Annotated in this window: 13 protein-coding genes; 8 read left to right on the top strand and 5 right to left on the bottom strand. The window is 39.5% G+C overall.

The window, feature by feature from the left end:
• Window positions 1–19 precede the first annotated feature (19 nt).
• The gene (locus ACKTS5_RS18660; RefSeq protein ID WP_408045405.1) at window positions 20–1,111 is read right to left on the bottom strand and encodes a fatty acid desaturase family protein; all 1,092 of its coding nucleotides are present in this window, start codon (window positions 1,109–1,111) and stop codon (window positions 20–22) included.
• A gap of 144 nt (window positions 1,112–1,255) precedes the next feature.
• Between ACKTS5_RS18660 and rsmG the strand changes: the two genes are divergently transcribed.
• Together rsmG and trhA are read left to right on the top strand one after the other, a co-directional pair.
• Window positions 1,256–1,885 carry a 16S rRNA (guanine(527)-N(7))-methyltransferase RsmG gene (gene rsmG / locus ACKTS5_RS18655; RefSeq protein ID WP_408045404.1) on the top strand — a complete coding sequence of 210 codons (630 nt, stop codon included), beginning with the start codon at window positions 1,256–1,258 and terminating at the stop codon, window positions 1,883–1,885.
• A 3-nt stretch (window positions 1,886–1,888) separates the two neighbouring features.
• Entirely contained in the window at window positions 1,889–2,512 is a 624-nt protein-coding gene (gene trhA, locus ACKTS5_RS18650; RefSeq protein WP_408045403.1) for a PAQR family membrane homeostasis protein TrhA, read from the top strand.
• Between the two features lie 52 nt (window positions 2,513–2,564).
• On the opposite strand, the gene pruA is transcribed toward trhA, so the two are convergent.
• Window positions 2,565–4,190: an L-glutamate gamma-semialdehyde dehydrogenase gene (gene pruA, locus ACKTS5_RS18645; RefSeq protein ID WP_408045402.1), complete on the bottom strand. Its 1,626-nt coding sequence runs from the start codon at window positions 4,188–4,190 to the stop codon at window positions 2,565–2,567.
• A 141-nt stretch (window positions 4,191–4,331) separates the two neighbouring features.
• Between pruA and ACKTS5_RS18640 the strand changes: the two genes are divergently transcribed.
• Genes ACKTS5_RS18640 through ACKTS5_RS18625 form a run of 4 tightly spaced genes read left to right on the top strand, consistent with a single transcriptional unit; the run spans window position 4,332 to window position 8,832 of the window.
• Entirely contained in the window at window positions 4,332–5,030 is a 699-nt protein-coding gene (locus tag ACKTS5_RS18640) for an NRDE family protein (RefSeq protein WP_408045401.1), read from the top strand.
• Between the two features lie 57 nt (window positions 5,031–5,087).
• Window positions 5,088–5,759, top strand: coding sequence for a hypothetical protein (locus ACKTS5_RS18635; RefSeq protein WP_408045400.1), 672 nt, complete (start codon window positions 5,088–5,090; stop codon window positions 5,757–5,759).
• A gap of 7 nt (window positions 5,760–5,766) precedes the next feature.
• Window positions 5,767–7,485 carry a hypothetical protein gene (locus ACKTS5_RS18630; protein ID WP_408045399.1) on the top strand — a complete coding sequence of 573 codons (1,719 nt, stop codon included), beginning with the start codon at window positions 5,767–5,769 and terminating at the stop codon, window positions 7,483–7,485.
• A 3-nt stretch (window positions 7,486–7,488) separates the two neighbouring features.
• The gene (locus ACKTS5_RS18625; protein WP_408045398.1) at window positions 7,489–8,832 is read left to right on the top strand and encodes a hypothetical protein; all 1,344 of its coding nucleotides are present in this window, start codon (window positions 7,489–7,491) and stop codon (window positions 8,830–8,832) included.
• Here ACKTS5_RS18625 and ACKTS5_RS18620 read toward each other — a convergent pair.
• From ACKTS5_RS18620 to ACKTS5_RS18610, 3 genes are read right to left on the bottom strand one after another with little or no spacing between them, the layout of a single operon-like run.
• Window positions 8,829–9,956, bottom strand: a complete 1,128-nt coding sequence (locus tag ACKTS5_RS18620; RefSeq protein ID WP_408045397.1) for a DUF3667 domain-containing protein — start codon at window positions 9,954–9,956, stop codon at window positions 8,829–8,831. The genes ACKTS5_RS18625 and ACKTS5_RS18620 overlap by 4 nt on opposite strands.
• A gap of 2 nt (window positions 9,957–9,958) precedes the next feature.
• The gene (apaG, locus tag ACKTS5_RS18615; RefSeq protein WP_408045396.1) at window positions 9,959–10,345 is read right to left on the bottom strand and encodes a Co2+/Mg2+ efflux protein ApaG; all 387 of its coding nucleotides are present in this window, start codon (window positions 10,343–10,345) and stop codon (window positions 9,959–9,961) included.
• 51 nt (window positions 10,346–10,396) lie between these two features.
• Window positions 10,397–11,611 carry a type IX secretion system plug protein gene (locus tag ACKTS5_RS18610; RefSeq protein WP_408045395.1) on the bottom strand — a complete coding sequence of 405 codons (1,215 nt, stop codon included), beginning with the start codon at window positions 11,609–11,611 and terminating at the stop codon, window positions 10,397–10,399.
• Between the two features lie 161 nt (window positions 11,612–11,772).
• On the opposite strand from ACKTS5_RS18610, the gene ACKTS5_RS18605 reads away from it, so the two are divergent.
• On the top strand, window positions 11,773–13,125 hold the full coding sequence (locus tag ACKTS5_RS18605; RefSeq protein WP_408045394.1) for a Na(+)-translocating NADH-quinone reductase subunit A: 1,353 nt from the start codon (window positions 11,773–11,775) through the stop codon (window positions 13,123–13,125).
• 3 nt (window positions 13,126–13,128) lie between these two features.
• A complete protein-coding gene (locus ACKTS5_RS18600; protein WP_408045393.1) occupies window positions 13,129–14,325 on the top strand; it encodes an NADH:ubiquinone reductase (Na(+)-transporting) subunit B in 1,197 nt (398 codons plus the stop codon).
• Window position 14,326: the final 1 nt, after the last annotated feature.

Here is a 14,326-nt window from a genome sequence, read left to right as displayed (position 1 = left end):
TATTAATTGTGTTGTTGATTTATGCCAATTGAGGTTTTTTTCCCAATTCGGCAAGGTGTTTGAAGTGCTCGATAATAGCCCTTCTCGTCGTTTTATATTCGTTGTATGGCAAGTTGAACTCTTCAGCAGTTTCCTTGACAATTTTCGCTAATTTCTTGTAGTGAATATGTGAAATATGCGGAAAAATATGATGCTCAACCTGGTGGTTTAACCCTCCGGTGTAGAAATTGATTAACCAATTTTTAGGAGCGAAGTTCGCCGTGGTGTACAATTGGTGAATTGCCCAAGTATTTTTCATATTCCCATTTTCGTCTGGAAGAGGCATTTCAGTTTTTGGTACTACGTGCGCCAATTGGAAAATAACACTTAAAATAATTCCAGCGGTATAGTGCATTACAAAAAAGCCGATGAGTACTTTCCACCATGCAATGTTGAGTACAGCAATCGGTAGTACGAGCCAAAGTGCGTAATACACGAGTTTAGAAATGACCAATTTGGTCCATTCCGTAGCTGGGCTCGGAAAACTTCCGTACGAAAGTTTGCGCTTCAAATAGCTGCGCATCTGTTTAAAATCAGTAGTAATGGCCCAGTTAATGGTTAAAAGTCCGTAGAGAAATACGGAATAGTACTTTTGAAACTTGTGTATCCACAACCATTTAGCGTGCTTTGAAAAACGGATAATTCTACCAGCGTCAATATCTTCGTCATGGTCTTGGATATTGGTGTAGGTATGGTGGAGTACATTGTGCTGTACCTTCCAGTTGTACACGTTTCCAGCGAGGATATAAATACTACTTCCCATTAATTTGTTTACCCATTTGTTGCTCGAAAAAGATTCGTGGTTGGCATCGTGCATTACGTTCATTCCAACTCCAGCCATACCAACTCCCATGACTACAGTTAATAGTAGCTTAACCCATTGTGATAAGTCTATGGTGAGGATGATGATAAAGGGGATGAGGAAAAGCCCAAACATTACGATGGCCTTCGAGTACAACTTCCAATTTCCTGTTCGTTTTAAATTATTCTCTTTAAAGTAATTATTCACTCGTTTGTTAAGTGTCCTAAAAAACTTTTGCTTGTCTATGCGTGAGAAGTTTATTGTCTTCATTTGTCGTTTGTTATGAAAAGCAAAAATAAACGTTTTTGCCAGATGGCTAGTGCCTTCCCAGTACTTTTTAACATTTATAAGTTCTTTTGCTTAAAAATTAACAATACGAATTTGTTTTTTATTTTTGCAGTGAAAAATCGAGGCATGGAGATCATTAAAAAATACTTTCCGAATTTATCGGAACAACAACTGGAGCAATTTGCGAAATTACAAGAACTTTACCAGGATTGGAACTTGAAAATCAACGTGGTTTCACGTAAGGATATTGACGAGCTGTACTTACGACACGTACTGCACTCGTTGGGAATTGCAAAGGTGATGCAGTTTGCTCCGGGGAGTAGCATTATGGATGTAGGAACGGGAGGAGGATTTCCAGGAATTCCCTTGGCAATCATGTTTCCTGAGTGTAAGTTTCACTTAGTAGACTCTATCGGGAAGAAAATTAAAGTAGTTAATGAAGTTGCTGAAGGCTTAGGGCTAGAAAACGTAAAAACAACCCATGGTAGGGTTGAGGAAGTTCCGGAAACTTATGATTTTATCGTAAGTAGAGCCGTTGCCCAAATGGAAACTTTTCACCGTTGGATCAAAAATAAGGTACACAAAAAACATCAAAACGAGTTAAAAAATGGTATCTTGTATCTCAAGGGTGGTGATTTATCAGAAGAGTTAGCAAAGTTTCCGAAAGCCGTTATTTACGATTTACCGTCGTATTTTGAAGAGGATTTCTTTGAAACGAAAAAGGTAGTTTACCTACCCGTCAAATACAAAGGATAGCTTATGAGTACACAAACAGCAGTTGAAGAAAAGTTAAACGCTTGGTCTCACGGAGTGGGAGCAGTGTTGGGAATAGTGGGCTTGTTTGTGTTATTAGCCAACAGTGATCACAAGCCTTGGAGTTTGTTTAGCATATGGGTATACGGAGTGTCTATGATTGTATTGTTTACGGCATCGACGCTGTACCATGCAGTTCAATCTGAAGCGCGCAAACACCTATTTCGCATTGTAGATCACCTGAGTATCTACCTGTTGATTGCAGGAACCTATACGCCAGTGCTACTCTTACTCCTATTACACAGTAAGGGATGGACTCTGTTTTACGGAGTGTGGGGGATTGCGCTAGTCGGAATAGTACTAAAGCTCTTTTTTACGGGTAAATTTGAGGTAGTTTCAACACTGCTATACCTGGTTATGGGATGGTTAATAGTATTTGATTTTGAAGCATTGGTGAATGCTATTCACCCTGATGGACTGGCCCTATTAATTGCAGGTGGTATTTTTTACACGGTGGGGATCGTATTCTACGCGATTAAAAAAATCCCTTACCACCATGTAATTTGGCACTTCTTTGTTTTAGGAGGAGCCGCCTGCCATTACTTTATGATATTAAATTACGTGATATAAAAAAAAACCAAGCTAAATGCTTGGTTTTTTTTATGATTGATTAAGTCGTTTCTTATCCTAAGAAAGGGTAACGGTAATCCGTTGGAGAAACAAAAGTTTCTTTGATTAATCTCGGAGATACCCAACGCAATAAGTTTTGAGCAGATCCTGCCTTATCATTCGTTCCTGAAGCACGTGCTCCACCAAATGGTTGCTGTCCTACAACAGCTCCTGTTGGCTTGTCGTTGATATAGAAGTTACCAGCACAGTTTTCCAATGCTTTTGTCGCTTCTGCAATAGCGTAACGGTCTGTAGAGAATACAGCTCCTGTCAATGCGTACTCAGAGGTTCCATCTACTAATTCTAAGGTTGCTGACCAATCGGCATCTTCGTATACGTAAATAGTAACTACAGGACCGAACAATTCAGTTTCCATAGTAGTGTACTTTGGATTCGTAGTTAAGATAACAGTTGGCTCTACAAAGTAACCTTTTGATTTGTCGTAGTTACCTCCAGCGATGATCTCAGCATCAGCATCGTTTTTCGCTTGGTCAATATACTTCGCTAATTTGTCAAACGATCCTTCGTGAATTACAGCAGTAATGAAGTTACTCATATCTTCTGGTGATCCCATTTTGAAAGAAGCGATATCTTCTTTTACAAAATCTAATACCTCAGTAGCTATTGATTTTGGTAAGTACACTCTTGAAGCAGCTGAACACTTTTGTCCTTGGAATTCAAAAGCACCGCGAGAAATACCTGTTGCTACTTGACGTGGATTTGCAGAAGGATGTGCAACGATAAAGTCTTTTCCTCCAGTTTCTCCTACGATACGTGGATATGTTTTGTAAGTGTGGATGTTTTCACCTATTTTTTTCCAAAGTTCTTTGAATACATAAGTCGATCCAGTGAAGTGGATTCCTGCGAAATCTGGAGACGATAATACAACGTCAGTGATTTCAACGGGATCTCCGTAAATTACATTGATAACTCCGTCAGGAACTCCTGCTTCTTTAAAGATGTCAACAATTACTTTCGCTGAGTAAATTTGACTATCTGAAGGCTTCCAAACAACTACGTTCCCCATCATGGCAGCAGATGCTGGTAAGTTCGCAGCAATAGCCGTAAAGTTAAATGGAGTAATAGCGTATACAAATCCTTCTAAAGGACGGTATGATACACGGTTCCAAATACCGTCGTCAGAATTTGGTTGCTCGTTGTAGATGTCAGACATGTACTCTACGTTGAAACGCAAAAAGTCAATTAACTCACAGGCAGCGTCAATCTCTGCTTGGTGAATGGTTTTTGACTGGGCAATCATGGTTGCAGCATTAATTTTTGCACGGTAAGGTCCGGCAATTAATTCGGCAGCGCGCAAGAAAATTGCAGCTCTTTGCTCCCATGGCATTTGCGCCCAAGCAGCACGAGCTTCTAAGGCATTGGCGATAGCTTTTTCAGCATGGCTCTTGTCTCCTACGTGGTACTGACCAACCACGTGTTGGTGATCGTGTGGAGGCGTCATGTTACGCGTGTTTCCAGTGCGTACTTCTTCTGAACCGATGTACATTGGTACATCAACAGATCCGTTGAAGTATTCTTTGTACTGTTTTGCAACAGCTTCTCTCTCTGGTGAACCCGGAGCATACCCTTTTACCGGCTCATTAATGGCAGTGGGTACTTGAAAAAAACCTTTTCCCATTTTTGTATGTTGTTTGTTATTAAATTTATTTCTTTGTACGAAAGTCTAGTGTCATCTAGACTAGTAGCCCACAAAGTTACACTTATTTTTAGTAAATATGAGTCGGTTTTTACGTCTTATTTATACAAATGATAATACCTTATGTGTACAGTAACCTATTTACCTTTAGAAAATAACGATTTTATATTGACTTCTAACCGCGATGAAGATCCTCATCGAGTAACTGTTCCGCCAAAACAGTATACAGAAAACGGGATTGCAATAGAGTATCCAAAAGATAAAGTTGCCGGAGGTACTTGGATTGGTTTACGCAGGGATCAACGATTGATTTGCCTATTAAATGGAGGCTTTGTTAAGCATCAAAGAGCCCAATCGTACCGTATGAGTCGTGGGTTGGTGGTAAAACAGTTGCTTACAGCAGTAGATGCCGTTGCAGCTGTTGAAGCTTTTGATTTTGAAGGTATTGAGCCTTTTACCATCGTGCTCGTCGATTGGCAAACGACCAGAAAAGCCTACGAATTGGTGTGGGATGGTGAGCAAAAGCACTTTTCTAAATTAGAAGACGAGCCTCGTATTTGGTCATCCGCTACGTTGTATACACACGAAATGAAAGCGCTACGAGAGCAGTGGTTTGCTACTTGGTTAGCAGGTCGTACGAGCTTTGAAAAATCCGAAATTTTTGCCTTTCATCGAGATCGAAGTTTAGGAACTCCAGAGACAGCCGTATGTATGAAGCGAACTCAAGTTCAGACAGTAAGTACCACAGTTGTAACGAAAAAAGGTACTCAGGCACTGATGGAATACCACCCTATTGAAAAACTAGCGGATAGCTGTTATTAGAATGCAATTTTTAAGTGTTTCATAGCTCAAATTAGTATATTTGCACAAAATTGTGATATGAGCAAATTACGCTATTTCTTTTTAGTTATTGCTTCTACCTTACTTTTAACCAGTTGTTTTGAGTTTGTTGAAGAAATAAAGCTGCGCGAAGACGGTTCCGGGCAAGCTACATTTACTTTAAACTTGAGCAGGAGCAAAACCAAGTTAGCTTCCATTATGTTGCTCGATAGTGTCAATGGGTATAAGGTTCCTTCAAAGATCGATATCCGAGAAGGAGTCCGTAAGATGTTGACGAAAATAAAGGCGACGAAAGGAATCTCTAATGTCAAGCACGAATTGGATTTTGAAGAGTTTATTCTCAGTGTTTCTTGCGACTTTCAAAGTGTAGAAAACCTCAATCAAGTACTCATCAATTTTAGCTCTAAAAAGCAAATCGCTCAGTTGAAAAAACACCGACACTTTTCGTTTGATAAGGGAAAGCGACTCTTCAAAAGAAGTCATCATTTCGATATCGCACGTGAGTTTCGCAAAGCTAAAAAAGACGATCAACAAATTTTTGAATCGGCGAGCTTTACAGGGGTCTATCGTTTTGACGAGGCTGTTGCGAAGGCTTCGAATTCATTAGCGAAGATAGCTAAGAGCAAGAAAGCAGTGCTCCTGCGTGTAAAGGCGGCTGATATCATATCAAATAAGCAAACAATAAAAAACACTATACAACTTCAGAATTAATTAAACAATGAAAAAAATTATTGCTACACTACTGTGTTTACAAACCCTTAGTATTGCTACTGCGCAACAACTCGAAAATAAAGTGCCTAAGGAGGCAGACGTGGTGGTTAGCTCCAATGCAGACAATGTATTTGAGTTGATCAAAATGTCGGATATTGATTCGAGTATCATCGGGGAATCTTTATTGAAAAAGATGAATAGAAAAAGAAAAGACGACGCGTTTAGTTCTGTAGGAGATATGGGCGTAAACATAAACGCTAATGCGTATTATTTTTACAAAAAGACCGATAGTGTTGGATACCATGGGTTTATGGTGGAGCTCAAAGACCGAGCTGTTTATGAAAGCACCGTAAAAACTAATAAATACAAAACCATTGAACAGGAGAGAGGGTTTAGTTATGTACAAGGCTACAGTAACTTCACTATCTGGAATGACGGAATGTTATTAAACCTGTCAGGCGACAGAAATCGCGATTACTTTAAGAAGCACAAAGCGCGTTTCGAAAAATTAAAGGAAGAGAAGGAATCGAACTACCGTTTGCAAAAGCGCTTAACAAAGACTTGGGTCAAAGAAGAAGCTATGCGCGTGATGAACCTACACAGAAATCAGTCGATTGCCGTGAATTCTGAATTCAAGAAAGCTGTAAAGAAAGGTGCTGCCATGACATTTTGGATGGGACACTACGGAAGTTTTATGGGGAAAATGATGGAGTCGTATGGAGGAATGAATGAATTCAGTACGATGTTTGGAATGATCGATACTAAAAATCCAAATATCTACGGGATTGAGTCGATTTCAGCGAATTTATTTTTCGAAGAAAACCAAGCCAAAGTACTCATGGAAACTAAGGTGAGTCCGTCGTTCCAAAAGAGCTTCAAAAAGATCTATGGGAAGCGTATGGATAAAAACCTTTTAAAAGGGTTTGACGGTACCAACGTGATGGCTTATTGGGGAATGTCTGTGGACACAGAAGCTGCCCTAAATGAGTATCCTTTGATGTTGAATAGTATTTACGGAGCTATGTTCCCGAAGTTCAAGGAAGAAATTGATGTTGCCGGAGGAATGGTTGCTATGTTGTTGGATGAAAAGGCGATTTCAGAATTGATTACCGGAGATGCTTTGTTTGTATTAAACGATTTCAAAAAGGAGAAAGTAAGCTATACCACGTATAAGTACAACGAGGATTACGAGCGTACCAAGGTTACCAAAACTAAAGATGCCTTTGTTCCTGATTTTACGGTGATGGTAGGTTCGAAAAGACAAGATATGTTGGCAAAACTCTTAGGAATTGGGCAAAAGTACAAGTTGGTGTCTAAGGAGGCAAAGGTGTATAAAGTAGACCTTCCGAAGTCAGAATTACCGATTGATTTATACGTTGTTTTAAAGAACGAGGTATTGTATGTAACCAGTTCAAAAACGAGAGCTTTTGCTATTGAAAGAGGTGTTAGCTACAACAGCGGAAAGCACGGAAAGGATTTGCGTAAAAACGCAACAGTGGTTTATTTGAATCCTAATAGAGTGTTATCGGCAGTACCGAAGAACATGATCGGTAAGTCGAATGCGAAGTATTTGAAATTCTCGGAAGAGCACGTACAATCAATCACCTTGAAATCGGAGCGATTTAGAGGAAATACGATGAAAGCAGCCTTGAGTTTGAATACGACGGGTAAAGAAGAAAATACGTTGAAGTTATTACTGAAAATGATTAATACTTTTGGAAAATAATCAATGGTAAAAAAAATAAGTTATACAATAGTTACTGTACTATTGATATGCACAGCGGTTGGGTATTTTAGATATTACCCAACCGTTGATGTTTCTGGGCAAATTCCGAAAGGAGCTACGGAGGTAGTGAAAGTAAATCTAAGGCAGTTAGAATGGGCTTTTGTAAAAGAGGCCTTGCAACATCCTTCGCAGTTCATGAAGTCAGGAGAGCAAGCCGATAAAGGCGATCCTAAAACTCCCAGTTCGTTTGAATTGTTGAGGAAAGCGATTGATATACCGGCAAATCTGATGTTTTATCGCGGAGCTAACGATTCGTTTTGGTTGAGTACAGCCATCGCAATAAAGGATGCTGATCGCTTTGAGGAATTTACAGCCCAATTACCAAAGTACGAGGGTGTTTCGGGGTATCAATGCTTCAAGTTTAATGCGTTATTTGTGATACGAGCAAAGGCGACCTGTCACGTTGTATATACTTTTCGTAAAAGCGGTTGGCAAACAGAGGTAGCTAGGTTTTTGACGGCAGAAGAGTACGAGCATGATGAGCATAGCGCATGGCTTACACCGATCCTAGAAAAATCGAGTATACTGAGTTTTACCAGCACTGATGGTGGTCATGGAAAGCTGCAAATACAAGGGAATTCCCTGGTTGTAGAAGGTAATCTAGGGAGGTATGGAGCTTTGTTTTTACAAGGAAACAATGCGTTGTCAACAGAGGCTATAGCGAGTATTTCGGGGAAAATAGATACGGGTGTTTTGTCGAGTATGCTCGATAACAATAGCAAACAACGCTTGAAGAAAGTTACGGGCTTGGACGCAGATTCACTGATGTTTCACTGGACAGGGGCACTGTCAGGGAAGCTCGCTAAACTCGAAAAAAAGCGTGATACCATTGTGAGCTATGAATATGATGATGACTTTAATAAGGTAGCGGTAAAAAAGGTAGTGGAACGATGGTTACCCAGTGGTGCTTTACAACTCCAAGGAACTGGTTTATCAGGGTATTTGGAGCGTCAGGGAGCGATTAAAACGGTCGATGGTGAAACGAGGTTTGTTTGGAGTCCCTTGTTTAAAACCACTGCAGTGACAACAGCTGCTGGGCTGAGGTTTCAAGTAGGGGAAGTTATGGCTCCACAAGAGGGTACAGAAGTAGATCGAAAAGATTGGGTATTTAACTTCACGTATAAGGCAGATCCACAAGGAGTGATGCAAGGACTGATCGCTAAACCATGGTGGCAGCATTTAGACTCTTTTGAGTGCCGTATCACTACAACAAATACTATTCGTTGTGAGCTACAATTCGATACGCAATCACAAGGGGTTCTAGGACTGTTACGAACGAGTTTTTAAAATAGCGCGAATACGATGGTTGATAAAACAGCTACTCCCATGCTCGTGAGAATCAGGAAAAAAGTATTCGCCATGCAATACTTAACCAAGGTTCTAAAAAAGCTTTGATTATAAAACTTTTTCATGGCTAAAAACAAATAGATTCCAAACAGACCAACAAAAACAATCGCTGTGTCTGCAATGTCGGTACTGCTAAAGATATCGATTAAAAAGAACAGACTCAACAGCAAAAAGAAAACCGTTTGGATGTGAAATACAAAAATTAAATGTTCGATATACGTGAACGCACGACGGATATAAATAATTTTGAGGCTCAGGGTGAAGAGCGGCAGTAAGATAAACAAGGCAATGGATCCTAGAGAAACCATTTGCTGAATAAATTTGTCGCGTTCTTCTTTGCTCTTTGCAATTTTATTGATGACTACTGCCCGAGAGTACCAAAAGTTATTGGAAAAGTTTTTCTCTACACCGAGTATGCTTAACGCCTTGCTCGTGTTGTGCTCTGGGTAGAGTTTGTTGTATTGTAAAAAGTATTGTACGTATTCGTTGCTAAAAGAACTTTCCGCATTTTTGGGGCGGATTCTGTTCGAGATAAGTCCTAAAGTATCGGTGTTTTGACGAGTGGTTAGGCTGTCTTTTACCAAGCCTTTTTGCACTTTTATACGGTGTATAATTTGTTGGGTAATGGAATCTTTGTTCTGATTTTTTTGAGGAGTTTCAAAGTCGAGCTCCAACAAGTTTACTTGTTCTTCATCTTCTTGGACATATCCTTGGAGCTTGTCTATTTTTTTATACGTTTCATTCAAACTCACTAGTAAGAAAAACAAAATCGAAACCGAAAGGTAAAATCGAAAGGGGTTGGAATAGCGATTGCGCTTCCCAGAAATATAATTGGCAGAAACTTGACCGGGTCGGATGAGTAAGGGAATCAACGTTCTCCAAAATTTCGCATCCCACGAGAAAAATCCTCGAAACATCTCGGCGGTAAAATTGATAAAGGTAATTTTGCTCCCTTTGTTGTCTTGTCCACACTCTGGGCAAAATTTTTCATCCCTTGTAAATGGGTAGCCACAGTTTAAGCAGTTGGGGTCTTTTACAACCAGTGCTTTCTTCTTTTTGAGCATGCTTAGTTTAAAGTAGGTGTAGTTGTTAGTTGAAAAGTTGGGATTTCAACATGGAATTCCTCTGAAGTTTCCGTGTCAATCATTTTGTATTTTCCGCCCATAGCACCAATAGGAGACAGTAAAAAACAATTGGATTTGTAGTGGTAGCTCTCTGAGGGTTTGATAATGGGGGTTTGCCCCACAACTCCCTCTCCATGCACATAATCCGTGTAATTGAGTGCGTCGTATATAGACCAAAAACGTTCTAGTAATTGCACGCTGTGTTCAGAGCGATTTTCAATGCTGATAAAATAGCTAAATGCGTAACAAGTAACGTGGCCGCGATGTACGACTCCGTTATACGTTGTTTTTACTGAAATTTTAATGCCTTTCGTCACTTGCTGAAACATGAACTAAAAATACTATAAAATTCAGCTTTTTACAAGTTTCAGGCGAATTTATTAGTTGTTTTGGTTAAAAAAACCATAGCCAACTCCAATTACACGATCGTAAAAGCCACCGATTGGACGGTAGTAGATGATTGCAGTGTATTCATTTTCAGTTTGAAAGAACGATCCGTCTACGCTGTGTAAAGAGAGGTTCCCATCGCGCACTAAAGCGTAGCCGTAATTGTAAAATCCTTGTTTTAGTACCAATTTTGCTTCATAGGCCTTGGCTTCCTCGTTATAGGTCATTAAATTTTCTTCATTGAGGTCGAAATTGTTAAACCCACCGTAAACGTATACGCTTGCTTTTGAGTATGGCTCTGGGATGGCCAAGGAAAAATGAACGACTGAGTAATCGGCTTCTGTACTCGGCTCTTTGGTATCCAAGGTATGGATAATATAGTGCCCGTTAATATCTGGATTGTAGCGGTAAGGAAGTTTGGCGCGAGGCTCGTTGCTAAACAAGTAGGTATTGTACAAATCGTCGCGCACTACATTTGCAATGTTGAGACTGGTACTGCGAATGTACTTGGTGTCAAAATTTAAAAACTCGTTGTTTCCCTTAAAATTGGTGAGTTGTGTGTGGTTGTAAATCAGTTGGTTGGGCTGTATGAAAACGGGAGGGATGTCGTTGATAGCGGTGTTCCAATTACCGTTTTGAATGAGCGTGGCTTTAATTTCTTGATTTGGATTGTTCAAAATTATTTTGGGGTGATTGACCTTGAACTGTACCGTTTGGTCTTGATCGTTTAACTGATTTCTACTTCTGTAAACAGCGACTCCCACAGTGCTGAGGTCTTCGTAAAACACACAACGTCTTTGGAATACCTCATTGTAATCGTCATCTAAGATAGTGATGAGGTAATTACCGCTTTTGGTTATTTGGGTATTGGCATTCGGAAACCTTACGGAGTAATGAGTATATCCCTGTAAAGTATTGAAGGAGTTCGTCATTTGTTGAATATTATTCTGGTCAAATCCTTCGATGTACTGATTACTACTCATGGCGCTGGGTTTCCACTGATAAGTCATGTGGGTTATTTGATAGTAATATTCTTTACTATCGGCCTCCAAATCGTCAAAAGAGAGCTCTAAAATTTCTCCTAAACGAACAATAGGATGAAAATTTTTAGGATTATTTAGGGGTCGAAGTTGGATGCTTTTAACCTGTTGAGCATGCGATTGGTATGCGCAAAAAACACTGACTACAAAAAATAAAATTCGCTTCATAATGAACAAAAATATCAAAATATACGCCAAAAAGCTCTTTTTTATTTAGAATAGATATAAATAAACTGGATAATAGAAGATAAAAAAGGTTTTACTCTTAAGTGGTTTTCAAAATTTTTAAATTTGCGTGTTTTTTAAGAAAATCAAATTAATCAGTTACTATGTCAAAAGACATCCGTATAAAAAAAGGCTTGGATATCAAGCTTGTTGGTGAAGCAGAACAGGTAACTACCGAACTTTCTTTAGGTAGTGTTTTTGCCATTAGACCAGACGATTTTCACGGCGTAACTCCTAAAATTTTAGCAAAAGAAGGAACAGAAGTAAAAGTAGGTGAGGCACTTTTTTATGACAAAAGTGACGAGCGCATTTTATTTCCTAGTCCGGTAAGTGGTAAAGTTTCGGAAATCGTTCGTGGAGCAAGAAGAAAAGTATTAGCTATTAAAATCGCTGCTGATGGAAAGCAGGACTACAAGGATTTTGGTAAAAAAGAAGTAAACGCCATGTCAGGAGAAGAGGTGAAAAATCACCTTTTTACTTCGGGTTGTTGGCCGTTTATCAAGCAACGTCCTTACGATGTTGTTGCCAATCCAAATCAAGCACCTAAAGCGATTTTTGTTTCAGCCTACGCAAGTGCTCCTCTCGCAGGGGACTACGACTACTCACTTAAGGGTAAGGAAGCTGAATTACAGGCAGGATTAACTGCACTTACAAAATTAACGGAAGGTAAAGTACACGTTTCTGTTGCGAAAGATTCAACACTATCGCCGTTTAAAGACGCGAAAGGAGTGGAATTACACCGCGTTTCAGGACCACACCCAGTTGGAAATGTAAGTACGCAGATTGCTCAAATCGATCCGATTAACAAAGGAGAGGTAGTTTGGGTAGTAACGCCACAGGACGTAGCGATTATCGGTGAATTATTACTTACTGGTAAGTTCAACGCAACGAGAACTGTAGCCTTGACAGGATCTAAATTCGGAAAGCCTCAGTATGTGACTGCTTTAGCGGGAGCGCAAATTGCTGACGTGGTAAAAGGAAATTTAGAAGCTGAGGGAGCGCGTGTTATCAGTGGAAATGTATTGAGCGGATTACAAGTAGCACAAGATGATTTCTTAGGATTTTACGACAATCAAATTACGGCAATTCCAGAAGGAGATGATTATGAATTCTTCGGGTGGAACAAGCCGATTTTTAACAAGATATCTACTTCTCGTGCTTTGACATTCTCTTGGTTAAATCCAAAGAAAAAGTACGACTTGAACACCAACACTAACGGTGAGCACAGAGCTTTCGTAGTAACGGGGTCATATGAAGAGGTATTCCCATTAGATATTTACCCAATGCAATTATTGAAAGCGTGTATGTACAAAGACCTCGACGAAATGGAAGGGTTAGGAGCTTACGAAATTGCACCAGAGGATTTTGCCTTAACAGAATTTATTTGTGTATCAAAACAACCTCATCAGAAAATCGTTCGTGAAGGATTGGATTTAATGAGAGCTGAATTAGGATAAGACATGAGCTTAAAACAAAACTTACATAATTTAAAAGAAAAATATAAAGGGACGAAAATGGCCCCTGCATTTAATGCAATCCATACCTTTTTATATTTGCCAAATGAGACGACTCACGGAGGAACTCATATCAAGGCAGCAGATGATTTAAAACGTACGATGAATATCGTAATTATGGCATTGGTTCCATGTTTGATTTTTGGAATGTTCAATGCTGGTTACCAACATCACGCGGCAATTAATGGTTTTTCAGAAGGAATGTCTTTCTTTAGTGGAGACTTCTGGAACTTGGATAACTTTTTTATTGGATTCAAAAAAATCTTACCACTTGTTATCGTTTCGTATTTAGTGGGATTGGTTATCGAATTTATTTTTGCTGTAATCAAAGGACACGAAGTTGAAGAAGGATACTTAGTAACGGGAATGTTAGTACCGTTAATCGTTCCTGTTGATTTACCGCTTTGGATGTTAGCTGTAGCCGTAGCTTTCGGTGTAGTTATCGGAAAAGAAGTGTTCGGAGGAACCGGGATGAACATCTTAAACCCGGCATTGACTATCCGTGCTTTCTTATTCTTCGCATATCCTACTTGGATGTCTGGAGATAAGGTTTGGGTACATGATGCAGTAAACCATGCAGATGCTATCTCTGGAGAAACAATGTTAGGTAGCTTAGCGCAAAATGCTACACCTAGCTTCTCTGTTTCAGACATGTTCTTCGGGTTTATTCCTGGATCTGTTGGAGAAACATCTACTTTTTTAATCCTTTTAGGAGCCTTATTCTTAATCTTTACAAAAATCGGAAGCTGGAGAATTATGTTGTCTTCGGTAATCGGTGCTTTGGTTATGGGATTCATCTTCAACCAAGTGGTTGCGACAGGATGGATTACAGAATCGAGTAAGTTCTTTGGATTGATGAGCTTGGATTTCTGGAAACATTTATTAATCGGAGGATTTGCTTTTGGAGCTGTATACATGGCTACTGACCCAGTAAGTGCTGCGCAGACAAATAAAGGAAAGTGGATTTACGGATTCTTGATCGGATTTATTTCTATCATGATTCGCGTATTCAACCCTGCCTACCCAGAAGGAGTAATGTTAGCCATTTTATTGATGAATGTGTTTGCTCCAACCATCGACCATTACGTAGTGCAAGGAAACGTAAAAAGAAGATTAAAACGTTTAAAAGCTAAAACTGCTTAAT

The sequence above is a fragment of the Tenacibaculum litopenaei genome, from assembly GCF_964514025.1.
In the GTDB taxonomy this organism is placed as follows: Bacteria; Bacteroidota; Bacteroidia; order Flavobacteriales; family Flavobacteriaceae; genus Polaribacter; species Polaribacter litopenaei.
Note: the sequence above shows the minus strand (reverse complement) of the source record. Positions and strands in the feature narration are given on the sequence as shown.